This is a genomic window from Prosthecobacter debontii, assembly GCF_900167535.1.
GTDB classification, from domain to species: domain Bacteria; phylum Verrucomicrobiota; class Verrucomicrobiia; order Verrucomicrobiales; family Verrucomicrobiaceae; genus Prosthecobacter; species Prosthecobacter debontii.
The window spans coordinates 26,785-43,766 of the sequence record NZ_FUYE01000022.1 but is presented as its reverse complement, the minus strand read 5'-3'; the positions used below and the strand labels follow the sequence as shown (position 1 = coordinate 43,766).

General features: G+C 58.3%; 14 protein-coding genes. 6 read left to right on the top strand and 8 right to left on the bottom strand.

The genetic code is table 11. The annotated features are described in order from the left end of the window. Positions 1-366: 366 nt before the first annotated feature. From B5D61_RS22850 to B5D61_RS22840, 3 genes are all read right to left on the bottom strand, one after another. The gene (locus tag B5D61_RS22850) at positions 367-864 is read right to left on the bottom strand and encodes a hypothetical protein (protein WP_176159626.1); all 498 of its coding nucleotides are present in this window, start codon (positions 862-864) and stop codon (positions 367-369) included. A 190-nt stretch (positions 865-1,054) separates the two neighbouring features. Next, positions 1,055-3,589 carry a DEAD/DEAH box helicase gene (locus tag B5D61_RS22845; protein ID WP_078815763.1) on the bottom strand — a complete coding sequence of 845 codons (2,535 nt, stop codon included), beginning with the start codon at positions 3,587-3,589 and terminating at the stop codon, positions 1,055-1,057. Between the two features lie 71 nt (positions 3,590-3,660). After that, on the bottom strand, positions 3,661-4,548 hold the full coding sequence (locus B5D61_RS22840; RefSeq protein WP_078815762.1) for a NosD domain-containing protein: 888 nt from the start codon (positions 4,546-4,548) through the stop codon (positions 3,661-3,663). An 89-nt stretch (positions 4,549-4,637) separates the two neighbouring features. Between B5D61_RS22840 and B5D61_RS22835 the strand changes: the two genes are divergently transcribed. From B5D61_RS22835 to B5D61_RS22820, 4 genes are read left to right on the top strand one after another with little or no spacing between them, the layout of a single operon-like run. Further along, positions 4,638-5,942 carry a DNA polymerase Y family protein gene (locus B5D61_RS22835; RefSeq protein ID WP_078815761.1) on the top strand — a complete coding sequence of 435 codons (1,305 nt, stop codon included), beginning with the start codon at positions 4,638-4,640 and terminating at the stop codon, positions 5,940-5,942. A 52-nt stretch (positions 5,943-5,994) separates the two neighbouring features. Continuing rightward, positions 5,995-6,642: an SGNH/GDSL hydrolase family protein gene (locus B5D61_RS22830; RefSeq protein ID WP_078815760.1), complete on the top strand. Its 648-nt coding sequence runs from the start codon at positions 5,995-5,997 to the stop codon at positions 6,640-6,642. Between the two features lie 26 nt (positions 6,643-6,668). After that, entirely contained in the window at positions 6,669-8,561 is a 1,893-nt protein-coding gene (locus B5D61_RS22825; protein ID WP_078815759.1) for an O-antigen ligase family protein, read from the top strand. Positions 8,562-8,579: 18 nt separating this feature from the next. Continuing rightward, on the top strand, positions 8,580-9,251 hold the full coding sequence (locus tag B5D61_RS22820; protein ID WP_217699052.1) for a SanA/YdcF family protein: 672 nt from the start codon (positions 8,580-8,582) through the stop codon (positions 9,249-9,251). A 306-nt stretch (positions 9,252-9,557) separates the two neighbouring features. Here the strand turns inward: B5D61_RS22820 and B5D61_RS22815 are convergent, their stop codons facing one another. After that, entirely contained in the window at positions 9,558-11,156 is a 1,599-nt protein-coding gene (locus B5D61_RS22815; RefSeq protein ID WP_078815758.1) for an arylsulfatase, read from the bottom strand. Positions 11,157-11,425: 269 nt separating this feature from the next. Here B5D61_RS22815 and B5D61_RS22810 point away from each other — a divergent pair, with 269 nt between their 5' ends. Next, entirely contained in the window at positions 11,426-12,406 is a 981-nt protein-coding gene (locus B5D61_RS22810; RefSeq protein WP_078815757.1) for a LamG domain-containing protein, read from the top strand. An 86-nt stretch (positions 12,407-12,492) separates the two neighbouring features. Here B5D61_RS22810 and B5D61_RS22805 read toward each other — a convergent pair whose 3' ends face one another. Next, complete coding sequence (locus B5D61_RS22805; RefSeq protein WP_217699051.1) at positions 12,493-12,903, bottom strand: FKBP-type peptidyl-prolyl cis-trans isomerase; 411 nt, start codon at positions 12,901-12,903, stop codon at positions 12,493-12,495. A gap of 101 nt (positions 12,904-13,004) precedes the next feature. Between B5D61_RS22805 and B5D61_RS22800 the strand changes: the two genes are divergently transcribed. Next, positions 13,005-13,415 (top strand): hypothetical protein, encoded by a 411-nt coding sequence (locus B5D61_RS22800; protein WP_078815755.1) that lies wholly within the window; start codon positions 13,005-13,007, stop codon positions 13,413-13,415. A 126-nt stretch (positions 13,416-13,541) separates the two neighbouring features. On the opposite strand, the gene B5D61_RS22795 is transcribed toward B5D61_RS22800, so the two are convergent. The 3 genes from B5D61_RS22795 to B5D61_RS22785 are packed head-to-tail and all read right to left on the bottom strand — an operon-like array spanning position 13,542 to position 16,937. Continuing rightward, complete coding sequence (locus tag B5D61_RS22795; RefSeq protein ID WP_078815754.1) at positions 13,542-15,626, bottom strand: FAD-dependent oxidoreductase; 2,085 nt, start codon at positions 15,624-15,626, stop codon at positions 13,542-13,544. A gap of 41 nt (positions 15,627-15,667) precedes the next feature. Further along, positions 15,668-16,414 carry a hypothetical protein gene (locus B5D61_RS22790; RefSeq protein ID WP_139373443.1) on the bottom strand — a complete coding sequence of 249 codons (747 nt, stop codon included), beginning with the start codon at positions 16,412-16,414 and terminating at the stop codon, positions 15,668-15,670. Further along, entirely contained in the window at positions 16,401-16,937 is a 537-nt protein-coding gene (locus tag B5D61_RS22785) for a hypothetical protein (protein WP_078815752.1), read from the bottom strand. The genes B5D61_RS22790 and B5D61_RS22785 overlap by 14 nt, the downstream gene beginning before the upstream one ends. Between the last annotated feature and the right edge of the window lie 45 nt (positions 16,938-16,982).

Sequence of the window (16,982 nt, the reverse complement as noted above, 5' to 3'; positions counted from 1 at the left end):
AATGGCTAGACCTCCAGTTGGGTTCGCGTCAGAGGCCGGAAGGAGGAGGCCCCTGACAAAGGATTGATGGTTTCACGGACCATGTTAAACATAAACGACCGTGAGTCCTGCGGCATGAAGTGCAGACGAGCCTCCTTGCTCCCGGTCAAGCGGGGTCAGAGGAAATAGGCTCAAACAAATCATGCGGTAAAAAACTTGTGGAAACAACAAGGCAAGTGATGCCATGAATTCGCGGGTAAAACCGCGCTTGGATGCCACAACGCTATAAATAATCAGTTTCTTAGCAGGGAGCAAGAGATTTTAGGAGAAAGTCGGCTGCGATAAAGAATTCCATCTTTGGTTGTTGGACGGACACTCTTGGCCTCTTCATCGGGCATCTTCGACATCCAAGATTTTGGGCGCCTTGGTTCGCCATTGAAAAGGGAAAGCTGAATCTGGCAACACCAAGCCCTCGCGGCCTTGGTCCAGTCTCACCGCATTCATGCTGCCATCCATGTGATAAACCAAGACTGTGCCTCTCCAGGTGCGGCCCCTGATTTCTGGCATGTTCCATCCGTCTCGCCATTGCAGCGGCCAATTCGGAGAAAGGGCATTTTCGAAAAAGAGGGGGGTGTTCCCAGCACTATTCATTTTGAGATGTCCCACCAGCATCCAGTGGTTTTCACCCGGACCCACGGCTTGGGCAAAGTCGGGTTCCACCCCCAAATCACCATCGGCGAGATAAGGGCTACGAATCCCTGAGAAAACTTGCTCGTCCATCAGGAGACGGTCTTGGAGCAAACGGCGGAAGGCTTGATTGGCTGTGGCTCCCGGTCCTAGATCGTGATCTGGAAGCACGTTCTCATGATCAACCGACCACGTCATAAGAGCATGGTATAAATCTCTCCCATGTTGTGACAGCCGCATTTGAGCTGATAGGTCTTGCACTTTGATCCAGGCCGCAATGCCAAGCAGAAGGCCGATCAAGAGGAGGGTGGCCATGGCTATCAGGCAACCTTTGTTGGTCGCGTGAGAAGTCTGGGCTGGGGGCGGTTCCATGCGAAAGAGGATGCGTTTATGCCACCGGTCCCACACTCTCCAGGCGGAGCGTGGGTTTACCGTCTTCGCGGGCTTGAGCGAGATCGACCGTGAAGATGGCCTGCCAGTCATTGAGCCCATCCAGATCCACCAGCACTTGAGAGACTTTCCAGGTCTTCTGATCTTCGCTGGGTTCCACAAAGGTGTAGCGGCCATTGCGGGCTTCGTTATCCAGCAGGATGCGGTCGTGATCTGTGTAATACGGATCCAGGGTGGCAGCCAGGGTATCAGCGGTCCAGGGGGCAGCGTGCGTGCCGAGTGCGGCGATGGCGGCGGGGTAGTTTTCCTGGGAGAGGCTGCGCAGGAAACGGAAGATCTCGGTGCGGATGAGGGCGGTAAATTCGCGTTTGTTACGCGTGATGTCGGGGGCCTCTTCCTCCTCGGGTTTCTCCTCGGGCTGCCAATCGGGATTACGCAGGCGCTCCCATTCATCCAGCAGACTGGAGTCCGTGCCGCGTAGCACGCCCGCTAACCAGGCTTCCATTTCCTGCACGGGTTCGGTCTTGAAGGACTCGGGAACGGTTTGCGACAGGACCTTGTGAACGCTGGAGAGATGCCTCAGCAGCACACCCTCGGTGCGGTGCAGTTCATAGTCGTGAATGTAATCCGTGAAGCTGCGGAAGTTCTCAAACATCTCGCGGACGATGCTTTTGGGGCGAATGTTTTCCTGACCGACCCAGGGGTGCAGCGCGGCGAATTCGTTGAAGGTGCTGTAAATGAAATCACGGCAGGGTTTCGGATACTCCAGCTCTTCCAGTCGGGCGATGCGCTCCTCATAGGGAATGCCCTCCTCCTTCATGGCGGCCATGGCTTCATCCTTCACCTGGCTGAGTTGACGCCGCAGGATGAGGTCTGGATTTTCTAGGATGGACTCACAGAGCGTGAGGATATCGGCCGCATAGGTGGCTGAGTTGGGATCAATCAGCTTGAGGGCATCGATCAGATAAAGCGAGAGCGTGTGATTGAGTGAGAAGTCATCTTGCAGCTCCACATTGAGTTTCAGCTTCTGCGACCCTTGGCGTTCTTTTGGAGGGATGATGCTGATGATCTTGCGCTCGACGAGGGCACGGAAGAGCTGCCAAGCACGTTTCTCATGCTGCTTCTTAGCTGCGGCCGATTCGTGGGAATCCTGGATGAGCTGGCGCATGGCGGCGCAGCCATCGCCCTCCCGACTGAGCACCTGGAGCATCATGCCGTGAGACACCTGGAAGCGTGAAACCAAGGGCTCGGGGGCTGCGGATTGCAGTTTCTTAAAGGTGTCGGCATTCCAGCCCACAAAGCCTTCCGGGGCTTTCTTCTTCACCATCTTGCGCAGCTTTTTCGCATCTCCAGCCGCCTTGGCTTCCATCTTGGCGTTTTCGATGATGTGCTCAGGTGCTTGCGCCACCACGAAGCCGATGTCGTCGTAGCCTCGACGGCCTGCACGCCCAGTGATCTGGTGAAAGTCACGCGCGGAGAGAGTGGCTACCTTTTGCCCGCCATACTTGCTGAGGCGGGTGAGCAAGACCGTGCGGATGGGGACATTCACTCCGACGCCGAGAGTATCCGTTCCACAGATGACTTTGAGCAGGCCCCGCTGTGCCAGTTTCTCCACCAGCATGCGATATTTCGGCAGCAATCCTGCATGGTGAATGCCCACGCCATGCTGGAGATACTTCTTCACTTCCTTGCCATAGGGGCTGGTGAATTTCTCTCCCACCAGCATCTCTTTGATGGAGCCTTTTTCGGCTTGCGAGCAGAAGTTCAGGCTCATCAAATCCTGCGCGGCTTGAGCAGCCTCATTTTGCGTGAAGTGAACGAGGTAAACCGGGGTCTTGTTCTCCGCTACGAGGTCTTGTAGGGTCACGTCCACCGAGGTCTCTGCATAGCTGAATTCCAGGGGCACCGGCCGTGTTTGGGAGGAGATGATGACGCTCTCTTGGCCCGTGAGCTTGGTGAGTTCCCTCTGGAAGAAATCGGTGGAGCCCAGCGTGGCGGAGATGAGGAGAAACTGAGACTTCCGCATCGTCAGCAGGGGCACCTGCCAGGCCACCCCACGCTCATGATCGGAGTAGTAATGAAACTCATCCATGATCACCTCGGTGAAGGGGGCCTTCTCACCCTCTCGGAGGGCGTAGTTGGCCAGGATCTCCGCCGTGCAGCACAGGATGGGCGCATCCCGATTGACCGTGGCATCCCCAGTCGCCATGCCGACATTCTCCGGCCCGAAGTCCCGACACAGGGCCAGGAATTTTTCATTCACCAGCGCCTTGATCGGGCAGGTGTAGATGGACCGATGCCGCCGCGCCAGAGAGCGGAAATGCAGCGCCGTGGCCACCAGGGACTTACCGGACCCCGTGGGGGTGTTGAGGATGACGTTCTTCTCCTCAAACAGCTCCAGAATCGCCTCCTCCTGGGCCGGATAAAGCTCCAACCCGCGCTCGGTGACATAATCCAGGAACCGGCCTAACAACTCATCATTGGTGCAATCGGGAGTGGTGGGGAGACGGTTCAGCAGCGGATGGGACGACATTCTCACGCCAGTCTCCCGAGATGTGGGGAATGGGCAATCGGGAGTTTGGTGACGCTATGATCCGATACGCTTCAATGGTTGCCCCCACCATCATCCGCGCTGTTGTCGGGGTTGTAATAGCTATTGATGGTCCGGACAACGGCGTTATCCCGATAGACGGTCCAATCGCATCCCGAGAAATAGAACCCGGCTGCATAAGCGGCCACATGATTGGTTTCGACCACACAGGTATCACAGTTCGCCATGCGAATACCGCTGGCATTGAAGTTCAAAAAGGATGCTGTGGTGTTCATGATATGGTTGTCTGTGACAATGGCAGATTCACTGTTCTCCAAATAAAGGCCATGAACGCTGTTGGTGTTGACGGAGGTATTGCTGGTGACATCCAGGACTCGATTGTTGCTAACCAGAGCTCCCGTGCTGGCAACGAAGATGCCATAACGTAGGGCGGTGTAATTGGTATAACCATTGGCTCGGCCCACAACATTGACGAAGTTATCTTTGATCTTCGCTCCTTTGCCTTTCACTTGGATGCCTAGGAAGGTGGAGTCTGTGATCTCCATATTTTCCACGATGTGGTTGGCTCCATTCGTTCCCTCCAGAAAGATACCGCGGCAGTAATTTTCAATCGTGCCGTTGCGAATGGCGATGTTTTTCCGGTCGAGAGCAAAGATGCCCACGGTTTCACTGGCCACGCTGAGCTGACGGTCAATGCTCAGCTTGTTGCCGCGGAAGTCGATTTTTACATCGTCACAGTTGATGGTGATGGCGACGAGCGACTGGCCGGCCTTGGGAGCATAGGTGATGGATTTCACCAGCGCGTAGTTACCCGGTTTGGTGATCGTGCAGGGGAACTTGGAGATGGAGGTTTGTCCCTGACAGAGGGTGGAAGTGCCGATGATCAGCACCAGAAGGATAATCCAAGGGGATTTGGCGACCGACAGAAATGAAGTGTTCATAGCCGTATGATCCAAGAATCGCTGCGCCGAGATCGAGGTTACACAAAGTGTTCTATTGAACACTTTAAAAGTGATGCTTTGTTCTCGCCGTGACTCCTTCCGCCCCAGAAATCTCCACGGCTTCGCCACCCCGCTGGCTATTCGTGGATCTGAACAGCTACTTCGCCAGTGTGGAGCAGCAGGAGCGGCCGCATCTGCGCGGAAAGCCCATCATTGTGGTGCCCGTCATGTCGGATCATACCTGCGCGATCGCAGCCAGTGTGCAGGCTAAGAAATACGGCATCAAGACCGGCACGAATGTGGGAGATGCCAAACGCAAGTGTCCTGGTCTGGTGCTCGTGGAGGCCAGCCATGAACGCTATGTGGAGTATCATGAGCGGGTGAAGGAGGAGGTGGAGCGGCATTGGCCCATTCAGGTGGTGGGCTCGATCGATGAAGTGGGTCTGCTGCTGGATGATAAGCGGGCCAATGAGAACGATGCTGTGGATTTGGCCCGGCGTATCAAGCGCGGCCTGCGCGAGAATGTGGGAGAGGTGATCACCTGCTCCATCGGCATCGCGCCGAATCGGTATCTGGCCAAGGTGGCGAGTGATCTGACCAAGCCGGACGGACTGGAGGTGATTCGATTGGAGGATTTGCCGGGCCGACTCGCGCATCTGAAATTGACGGACTTGCCGGGGATCGGACGGCGGATGGAGCCACGATTGAGGGAACTGAAAATCGAGACCTTCCTTGATCTCTGGCATGCCGGGCCGGGCGTGCTGCACCAGGCCTGGGGAAGCGTGGGCGGCGAGCGCTTTTGGCGGCATCTGCACGGGGGAGATCTCGATGGAGACTTCGACGACATGGAGGCGGAGGCACCCAAGAGCATCGGCCACAGCCATGTGCTGGCACCGGAGTTTCGCCGACCTCCTGAGGCGGCGATTGTGGCGCAGCGTCTTTTGTTGAAAACGGCCAGCCGTCTGCGTCGAGCCAAGCACCGAGCCTGCGAGCTTTACCTGAGTTTGCGCACGGAGAATGGGGCGAAAGGGAAGGCGCATCTGCGATTTCCTCCCGTGTCCGACAGCTATGCCCTGACGAAAAACCTGGAGGTGCTTTGGGGGCGGGCCTTGAGTCAGATCCCTGGCCACCGGATCAAAAAAATCGGCGTGACGCTGTTCGGTTTGGAGTCGGATGCGGAGCCTGTTCAGCTCGACCTTTTTCCCATGCTGGGCAGCGCTTTGACGGCGGATGTGGAACGGCGAGATCGTCTGTCGAAGATTATGGATGAGATCAATCAGGACTTCGGACGTGACAGCATCGCCCTCGGCTTCGCCCCCGACCGGGTGAAGACGTTTTCCGGCACCAAAATCGCCTTCACCAGGATTCCAGATTTGCAGGAGTTTAAAGAGTAACGCAGCCCTCACTTGCGTGAAAGCCTGAGACTGTGGAGATTGAGCGCTCTGCATGAAGACTGTTCTCTGTTTTGGCGACTCCAATACCTGGGGGTATGACCCTGCTAGCATCACGGAGCCTTATCCACGTCGGCACCCCCTGGAAGTCCGCTGGACGGGCGTGCTGGCGCAAGGCTTAGGGCCGAAGTGCCGGGTGATCGAGGAAGGGCAAAACGGACGCACGACCGTGCATGAGGACCCCCTCAACATCGCCCGTAAAGGGAGCGACTATTTGCCTGCTTGCCTGGAGAGCCATAAACCGATCGATCTGGTGGTAATGATGCTCGGGTCGAATGACCTGAAGGCGGCCTTCAATATGACCCCGGTGGATATCGCTACCGGTGCTGGAGTCTTGGCTCGCATGGTTCTTTCCAGCACTGCCGGACCGAACAACAAACCCCCGAAGCTGCTGTTGGTCTGCCCGCCTCCGGTGGGAGATATGTCTCACCTGCCCGAGCTCGCCGCGCGGATCCCCAATGGGGCTGAGCGGAGCGCACTCTTCCCGCGCTATTACAGTGCTCTGGCAGCCTCTCTGGGATGCGAGTTTTTAAACAGCCAAGACATTGTCAAACCCAGCCGCTTGGACGCGCTGCATCTGGACGCAGATGAGCATCTCAAGCTGGGAACGGCCATGGCGCTGAAGGTGCTGAGCTTGCTGTAACAGTTGCCGCTCACTGAACGCCCTGCATGCAATCCCTCGCGCTGATTTTCTTTCTCTTTGGGTTCCTGGTGGCCGGCGTGCTTGGCACAGAGACTCGGCTGCTCTTCTTTTGGCCGGGGGCCGCCCTGCTCGGGTTAGCCGGGCTGCTGGCGACGCTGAAGTGGCGCTTGCGAGTCGTCTTCCCGCCGAGTGAAGGTTGTCTGGCGGCGGCGTCGCTCTTTGCTGGATACATCGCGGCACGATGTTTTGTCTCGCCGGTGGCGGGTTATGCCCGTGAGGATTTGTATATCCTGGCAGGAGCATGGGTGACTTATATGCTGACGGTGACGGCTGCCAGCCATCCGCGTTGGCGCACAGCCCTGCTGGCGGTGTTGCTGGTGTTGGTTTTGGGAAATCTCGCCATGGGATTCATTCACTTGTCGGGCCACTGGGAGTACCACGTGGTGCCCAGCTTCATGCGTGCGGCGACTGTGGGGCGCATTGGCGGTTTTTTTGCCAATCCCAATCACCTGGGGGCTTTCTTCACCATGGTGCTTTTTCTCACGGGCGGGTTTCTCTGCTTCGGTCGCGGCGGGGCGGCGCTGAAGATGTGCCTGGGTTTCCTCTGCGTCTCTATGATGCTGGGGGTGGCGCTGACGGCGAGTCGAGGTGCCTTGATGGGGCTGGCGGCGGGCGGTGTGATCTTTTTCCTGATGAGCCTGGGCATCGTCTGGCAGACGCAGCGGCAGTTTTTCTGGAGTCTAGCGAGTGGTGGACTGGTGGTGGCCCTCCTCGGCGGGGCGGTGCTCTGGAAAGTGAACGAGGAATATCTCAAGGGCAGGGAAATGACGAGTCCCATGGCCAACGATGTGCGATTGGAGATCTGGAAGGCGGCACTGGCTCAGCATGCGCAATCACCCCTGATCGGGACGGGATCTCGGATGTTTTATGAGGGCAGCATTCAATATCGCTCGACGGAGCTTTCAGGCTCTGCCGGCGAAGCCCTATTTGCGCACAATGAATACCTCCAGATGCTGGCTGATTATGGTTGGGTAGGTCTCGGTTTACTGGTGCTAGTGCTGCTGACCCATCTGTGGAATGGCGTGGCCTTTTTGCGTTGGTTTGTCACCCATCGTTTTCTGCAAACCGGCCGGGTGCTCAGTAACAATTTGGCTCTCTGTCTCGGCGCACTCACTGCCGTGATTGCGATGATGGTTCATGCCTTTTTTGAATTCCAGTTTCATGTGGCCATCCCGGCACTTACGGCAGCCCTTTTGCTGGGGTTGCTGGCCAATCCCGGAATAGAGGCCACGGAGAAGCGGGGCGCGAAGTTGCCTTCGGTGAGGCTGCTCTCGAAGCTTTTGCTGACGGGAGCTTCTGGGTTGCTGCTAAGTGGACCCTGGCTGCACGGACGCAGCGATTACCATCTGGCCCGGGCTGAGATCGCTCAGGTTCAAGGAGTGGATTTCGAGAGGCTGCAGCACCTGAATGCGGCTGTGGACGCCGATCCCAGCAATGCCGAGGCACACTATCAGCGAGGTCTGGCGCTGCTGGACAAACTGACGGCGGATCAGCGCTCTCCTGAGCATCCGGTGCTGAAGCGGGCGACGGTTGATCTGGAGCAAGCGGTGGCTCTCAACAGGTTTCATTATCTGTATGCACTGGCACTGGCGGATGCTTATGATGCCGTGGGCCGTTATGAAGAAGCCCTGCATCAGATTCAGCACGCCATTGCTCTGGCTCCGCTGCATGAGGAATCCCGCATGGCCCTCGCGGTGCATTGGCATCGTCTGGGTGATTTTGTTCAAGCTGAGCAGGCTTACCTCTGGGCGGGTGAAGCCCCAGCCTGGAACGAAGAAGGCACCAGTCGATGGATCGATAACTATCGTCTCCTGCTCCAGCATGCGGCTCTGATGCGTGCAGCGCCGCCTCAACCGTGATTTTTAACCCGGGCTATTATGATGCGTTTTCACCTAAACCTGCGGCGAGTGTTGGTGCTGTTGCTGATCGTAGGGGGGGTGACGGTGGGTGGACTCTGGGGCAGTCACGCGTGGGTGAGGGCGGTGTCTTCCGGGCGTTGCCTCGCGGATACGGCTCTTTTACCCCAGGTGGATGTGGCCCTGGTCCTGGGTTGCTCACCGAAGATCGGTTCACGGCCTAACATGTTTTATGAAAATCGAATGGAGGCCGCGGCGGCGCTTTATCGGGCGGGTCGCGTAAAAGCGCTGATCGTGAGCGGAGACAACAGCACCCATCAGTATGATGAGCCGACAGCGATGAAGGAGTCCCTGATCGCTCTCGGAGTGCCTGCGGAGCGGATCTACTGCGACTATGCGGGCTTTCGCACCCTGGACTCCGTGGTGCGTGCCGAGGCCATCTTTGGCCAGACGCGTTTCATCATCGTGTCTCAGCGCTTTCACAATGAACGAGCCGTGTTTCTGGCGCAGCGCCACGGTCTGGAGGCCTGGGGTTACAATGCCCAGGACGTCTCACGCTCCATCGGTCTCATGACCCACCTGCGAGAATACTTGGCCCGTGTCAATGCGGTGCTGGATGTGACGCTGCTGCAGACCCGCCCCAAGTTCGATGGGCCGAAGGTGGAGATCCATTCAGAGCGTTTGGGGTCTTGAGGTCGATTGGAGTGTGCGGAGATCTTTAGACCGGATGAACAAGATTTGCAGAACTCTCCGGAGGAGGCTGAAACCCTGAAGCCCCTCCGAGTGATGCGGCCACTCTTGGCCGCAAGGTGCGTGCCTATGGCGCGCCGAGAGCCTGGGGCGAAGGCGTGGAGAGGCGAAGCGCGAAGCGGGAGGCGGTGTGACTGAGTGGGGCGGGCTTGAGGAGCGAAGTGGGGGCGAGAACGTGCGGCCAAGAGTGGCCGCACCACTTCGCTTTGGTTCCCTCCATCCAGCGCACGCTGATCCTGTCAATCCTGTTTAAATATCTCCGCACCCCTCCAATCGACCCGAGTTCTTCACCGCTTTCTTGGCGCGTTGGGCCTCGAAGGTCCAGGCTTTGTCAGGGTCCATGCGGGCCAGATCTTCGGCGCTGGGGCTGCCGCCGAATTGCTTCCAGTATTTCTCCGCAAAGGGGTTCAGCTTTGGGCCTTTGGCGGCTTCATTGAGATCGGCCTGACCTTTCAGGGAGGCCCACCACTGGTCATAGCTGGCCAGCATTTCTTTCACCACCTCAGGCTTCTCCTCGGCGATGTTGCGGGTCTGGGAGGGGTCGGCCTTCACATCAAAGAGCTGCCAGCCTGGAACCGCAGGCTGAGCGGCGGCTGGGGCCTTGGCCTTGGCTTTCGCTTTGCCGGGTTGAGGGCGTGCGGCTTCCGCCACGAGTTCATACTGCGGGGTGCGGATGCTGGCGTTGCGGGTTTTCGCCAGGTTGTAGTCCGTGCCTTTCTGCCAGCGGCCCACGTGGGTGAAGAGGGTGCGGGGCTCCCAGGCGCTCTGCGGATCTTCGAGCAGGGGCAGCAGGTTACGACCTTCGACTTGGGCTTCGGCAGCAGGGCTCAGCTTGGCCCCAGCCAGCGCGGCCCAGGTGCGGAAGACATCCACATGGGCGGTGAGGGCCTCACAATCGGCGGGTTTCAGATGGTTAGGCCAGCGCCAGAAGGACATGGCACGGGTGCCACCGATCCAGGGACTGCCTTTGGAGCCACGCATGTTGGCGTTGTAAACCTTCACGCCAGCGGTGCCGCCATTGTCATTCATGAAGATGACGAGGGTGTTTTCGGCGATGCCCCATTCCTGGAGCTTGGCCATCAGCTTGGCCACGTTTTCATCGATGTTGTGGATCATGCCAAAGAAGTTGGCCACATCATCATCCGGCACTTTACCATCATACAGGGCCTTGTCTTCCGGACGGGCGATGTAGGGGCTGTGCGGGGCATTGGTGGCCAGATGGCAGTAGAAGGGCTGCTTGCCTTTGACGGATTCGATCCACTCCGTGGCTTGCGTGAAGAAGATGTCGGTGCAGTAACCCTTGGTTTTAACAAACTTGTCGTTATGGAGAATGGCGGGGTCGAAATAACCATTGCCCGGGGCATCGCCACAGCTTCCAGGGTAGCTCTGGCCGATGCCGCCGCCGCCGTGGATGAATTGTTCGTCAAAGCCACGGCTCGTGGGTCGGTATTCAGGCTCATCCCCGAGGTGCCACTTGCCAAAGATGCCGGTGGTGTAGCCGGCGTCCTTCAGCACTTGGGCGATGGTGATGGCCTTCGGGTCCATGCGTTCACGCTCCAGGATAGTGTGGGTGATGCCGTTGCGAAACTCATGCCGTCCCGTCTGGATGGCGCTGCGGGTAGGGGCGCAGGTGGGGCTGACCATGAAGTCGCTGAAGCGCACGCTTTCACTCCGCAGTTGATCGAGATGGGGCGTTTTCAGGATCGGGTTACCATGCGCGGAGAGATCGCCATAGCCCTGGTCATCGGTGAGGATGAAGAGGATATTCGGCCGCGTGCCGCTGAGGTCGGCCAAAGCTGCGCTGGTCAGGCAGAGCGAAATCGAGAAGAGGAACAGTCGGCGGATCATGAGACCCGCATCAACGAACTCCGAGGGGATGAAATTTCACCGTCTGAGGGCTTCATGACCTCGCTGGAGCCGACTCAAATCCAGAAACCTTGGATTTGGCAGGTATCCACCTCTCAGGTGACAAGCGCGTCTATTCGGATTCATGTCGAGGCGGATCGCTCGGCATGCAGGTCCAAAGATGTCGGGCTTTCAATCCATAGAATTCGGATTCGATTCAATAAAGTGTTGATAAAGGGCGTTGAATTGAGGAAAACTGGTTCCCCCCCGCCATGAAAGTTTGTGCATCCCTCGCCACCCTTGCGCTTGTCCTGATCACTTCGCTGAGCCCAGCAGCGACGTTGTTGGAGGCGGACTCGCTTTGGCTCTTTGATGGCGGCACGGTGGGCACGAGTGCGACCTACACCCAGGTCATCGACTCCTCAGCGAATGCCCATGCGGTTTCGTCATCGAACTTCAATAACCTCTCCTGGGTCTCTGTTCCCGGCACAGGCCCCTACGGCGGCACGGCTCAGTCGGCTTCAGGGCATGGCCTGAAATTCAGCCCGGTGGTGACGGTGCAGAATCCTGGCTCTACCAATGCCGACACGGTCTCTGCCGCGACCTTGCAATCCATCAATGCCAGCGTCACGGGCTCCTCGACCATGATCACCCGCATGCGCTGGGATGGGGCCATCTCTGGCCTGGATGACGGCACGAACCAATGGATCGTCAGCAACGGCTTTGGGGGGTGGTCGGAACCCGATCTCGCCTCCAAGGGCTACATGTTCGGACTCTCCACCACGGGGCAGCTCTACTACTACACTGCGGCGGCGAATACCGGGATCGGGCAGACGGCCTCCGGTGCCAGCCACTCTTACATCACCTCGGCATTGAGCTTGGTCGTGGGCGAATGGTATGACATCGCCATGGTGCTGAATGATTTTGGCGATGCAGACAAAACCACCGGGCAGGTGACCTTCTATGTGGTCGGTCCGAATGGCCAGATGCAGACCTTCTCCAGCAACACCACCACCTGGATCAGCCCGAACTCGAACACGACCCTGCAACTGGGAGGCGAATCCGCAGGCACCGGCACGACCAATCAGCGCAAGTCCTTCAACGGCGCCATGGATTACCTCGCCATGTTCGATACCGCGCTGACGCAGTCCGAGATTCAGAACATCATCGCCGCGCCGGAGCCGTCCCGAGGGATGCTGATGTTGGCAGGGATCGCCTTGGCCTGCTTCCGCCGTCGGCGCGTGGGACGGTGATCAGTGTTCAGTGTTCAGTGTTCAGTGTGACACTTGGATCGAAACCGATCACTGTTTACTGAACACCGTTTACTGAAACTCTGCCCTCAATCCGCCCACACCTTGAGCAGGTGCACCTCAAAGATGAGGCTCTCATGCGGGGCGATCTCCAGCCCTGAACCACGGGCTCCATAGGCCAGCTTGGTGGGGACGAAGAATCGGAATTTATCGCCTTCCTTCATGAGCTGCAGGCCTTCCTTCCAGCCCTTGATGACGCGCTTCAGCGGAAACTCAGCGGGCTCGTCCCGGCGGTAGGAACTGTCAAACTCCACGCCTTGAAGCGAGGTGCCGCGATAATGCACCACCACCGTGTCTTTTAAGGTCGGGCGGGTGCCTCCTTCAGGGCCTTCCTCCAGCACGAGGTATTGCAGGCCGCTGGCCGTGGTGATGACGCCAGGTTTGCTGGCGTTTTCTGCGAGGAAGGCTTTACCGAGTTCGAGAGGAGAGTGACCTGACATGAAGGGAATGACTGAATTTGTCCATGCCTGCATGTGCGGGGATTGGCAACTGTCATCTCGATGCTTTAATGAGGGGAATCGCGAGAACCCCTTCACCCGTCATGCTGCTGATCCACACCTTCATCACTTGGGCATTGGTGGGCCTCATCTGGCATGTGCAGATCGTCCAGTATCCGCTGTTTCTGGAGGTCGGGCGTGAGGCTTTCGAGCGTTATCACGTCGGGCACTGCCTGCGCATCTCCTTCGTCGTAGGCCCCTTGATCCTGCTGGAGTCGGCGACTGCCGCTTGGCTGCTATGGCAGGGAGAGACACAGCCTCTTTTCTTGGCGAGCTTGGGCTTCATTGTCCTCGCCTGGGCCTCCACCTTCTTCATGCAGGTGCCCGTGCACAATCGCCTGACGCTGGAGGGCTGGTCTGAGCCGCTGATTCGTCGGCTGATCCGGACCAACTGGCTCCGCACCCTGGCCTGGACGGCCCGTGGGCTGATGCTGGCCTGGCTGCTCCTGCGATGAGGTGGGTGGAGTATGACGTGTTGTGACGATCTTGCCCGGTTAACCTTTATATCGATAAAACGGACGAACAAAAAGCCCGGTCGATGAGACCGGGCTTCAAGTGCAAACGAATCTCTCGGTTTTCGCTTAGCGGCGGATCCACTGCACGGCGTCGAGCACCACGTAGCCATCGGTGCCTGCGGTGGAGACGCTGACCTCGGCGGTGGTGTCAAATTCGAACATGCCCAGGGAGACGCTGAGGCCGTCTTCGCTGGTGCCGGGTTCTTTTTGATTCACGATGACCTTGGTTTCGCCACCTTGGTGTTTGACGACGACTGGCACATTGCTGGCGCGGTTGGTGGTGGCGGGATAGGCGAAGAAGACTTCGTAGCGGCCAGCCTGAGGCAGGGTGGCGCGGAAGGCGGCGGTGTTTTCACCTTTGCTGCTGTTGCCATCATGGCTGTAGCCGTTGCCGATGAATTTCTTGGCGGCACCGCTTTCCTGCCAGTGACCGGCTTTGAGCGCCTGCTCGTCATCGACGATGACGCCCTTCATGCCTTTCGGATCGACACCACGCACGCTGGTCGGGCCGCTGTATTCGAGGATCTGACCATCCTTCAGCAGGCGCTCGCGCAGCTTGTCGTAGGACACCTTCTGGACGGGGATGTTTTCCTCCAGGGCAAAGACGGCGGCGGTGGCGGCGGACTGACCCAGGATCATGAACACAGGCTCCATGCGGATGGAACCGTAGGCGATGTGGCTGGCGGACATGGCCACGGGAACGAGGAGGTTGGAGGCCTGACCTTCTTTCGGCACGAGGGAGCCGTAGGCGATGGCATACGGGCCATTGGTGCTCACGCCGATGTCGCCTTCGTTTTGCACATAACCCTCAGGGGTGATGTAGCGCTGCACGTTGTGGCTATCGATGGTGTAGCTGCCCATGCCGACAGAGTCGGGGGTGGGTTTGATCTTACGCAGTTCGTTCTCCGTCATCACGAAGTGGCCGATCATGCGGCGGGCCTCGCGGATGTAGAGCTGGTGAGACCAGTTGCCATTGTCGGTGAATTCATCCTTGGGCAGGCCCCAGGTGTTCATCTCCTTGCGCACGTCTTCCGGCACGCGCGGGTCATTGGCCAGGAACCAAAGCAGGCCCTGCTGATAGGTGCGGTGCTCTTCGATGATCTCTTTGCGCTTTTCATAACTGGCTTCGGGATACTCGTAGTTGTAGCCGATGTTATCAAAGCTGAAGGGGCCGTGGTTGTTCGTGTCGGTCTTGTGGTTAGGCACGGGATCGAATTTGTGGAAGACTTCCCGCCAACCGGCATCGAGGACGCGCAGGATCAGTTCATACTGGCTGGCATCATACTTCTCGGGTTTGGGGAAGGGGATGAGGTTGCCGGCATCGTTGGTGTAGCAGGCGCGGAAGCAGTAGGCCTGCACGCGCTTGTCGCCCTCGCCCTTCACGCCGGGATCTTCCGTGCTGATGCGGGCCAGCACGCCGCTTTTGGGGTCGCCAGGGACCTTGTACGGGCTGATGGGCTTATCCACCGCACCGAAGTGGTGGCGATGGTGCAGCACGCCCACCTGGATGCCATTGTGCTCCTCACCATACACGCTGTTGGCCTCGCGACCGACGTGGTAGTCCAGCCCGGCTGCGGCCATGAGGTCGCCCTCATAGGTGGTGTCTAGGAACATCTTTCCGGCATAGGTGTTGCCGTCCAGGGTGGTGATGGCGACGATCTTATCGCCCTCTTTCTTCACGCCCTTGGCGCGGTCCAGCCAAGCGTCACGGACAACCTCGATGCCTTCTTCCTTCACCCAGGCTTCGAAGACTTTCTCCGCAGCACTTGGTTCAAAGATCCACATGGTGCGGTTTTCACCATCCATGGCCGGGGTGCCCTGGCCCTTGTTGCCATACTCGCTCTTCTTCTGCTGCACCCAGGATTCATCCTTCTGGTAGTGCATGTAGATGCGGTGGTAAAACTCACGGGAGAGACCGCCGATCACGGCTTTGTTACCGGTATCGGTAAAGCCCAGACCGCCACTGCTGAGGCCGCCGATGTGCTTATCCGGGCTGACCACGATGACGGACTTGCCCATCTTTTTCACCTGCACAGCAGCGGTGATGGCGGCGCAGGTGCCGCCGTAGATGACGACATCACGCTCCGTGGTGGCCGCTTGCGCGGCGAGACTGAACGACAGTAGGGCCAAAAGGCTGGTTGGGACTCTCATGAGGGGTGTTACTCGGCCAGAATGCAGGCCGCTTGTCAACCCTACGGGGATGAGGGCGGGTCACCTTTCCTTCGCTTTCGAACTAGCCCTGCGACGGTCTTCACCAGATTCCAGGTGATGATGAGGAATAGGAGCGTCGTCACACCGGGTAAAATCCGCACCGTCCAGGCAGTTGACGCCGGGACCGAGGGAGCAGGTGCTGCGGCGGGCTGGAAGAGTGATTCCACGGCGAAACCCGTATCATAGAGATAATCCGGCTCTCCAGGGGTAAAGGGCACCTGGGTCAGCAGCTCGCCCTGCTCATAGGTGGCCTGGATAGAGGCGGCCTCCCCCAGTTGCGGAAAGCCCGCGAACTCCATCCACAAATTGGCCACGACCTCCGAGGTGGTGAGCTGAAAGGTCACATCCACCGCCCGATCCATCTCCCGTAGATCCACGCTCGGTGCCGGTGGCCACAGCGGTTCAAATCGCACGATCTCACCCAGAGTCACCGGCTGGTCATTGATCTTCAAAAGCACATGCTTCTGCAGAAAGGCCATCATCGGCCCCTGGCTAGCCTCGAGCTCCTGCGGGCTGAGTTGGTGGTCGCCGTCGGGGTCCAGATTCGCCATGCGGCCTAACGTGAGTAGGGTGAGCGTGAAGCGAAGGTCCACACGCTGGGGCTGGATCTGGATACGCAGCGGCGTGATATCCGCTGGGTGGGCTGCGAGGCATGGTGCCAGGAACAAGCTGACCAAGCCTGCCAGCATCACGAGCCCTCTCTGGTGCTGGCGCTTACACGGACACATGACGGGCTTTCCTGATGCGACGGAGGGCGACCAACAAAAGGAGTGCACCGGGAATGATGAAGAGCACTTCATCCAGCCAAGTCTCGTCATCCAGCCCCCCACACATACAAGTGTGCATGGAGATCCAGGGGGTAAATAAAGCAAACAAAACCGTGGCGAGGACAATGCAGGTCCATCGGAATAGGCGACTGTGCAGTGCCTCTGGAATTCGTGAGCTTAAAAGCCCAAAACCGATGCCTGCTAAGCCGATGCCCCCGAGCGTGGACCAAACGGACTCAGGATGCAGATAAAGGATAAAGCTGCTGAGCTCTGACTTGAGCATGATGGTCAATGCCCTGGCCTGCTCCTCTGGAAAACCGTCGTGGTTGAGTAGGCAGATTTTCACCCGCTCCATTTTATAAACCACCAGATAACCGATAAGCAGGAGCCATGAAAAAGCGAGACCTTCGATGATCGCGAGCCAACGTCGGCGCCCGTTGAGGGTGGGAACGAGAGTCGGAGGGATGTGATCGGGGGAGTTCACACGCGGCAGTCTGCCAAAAGCCTTCCTCGTCGCCAATCTTAATCT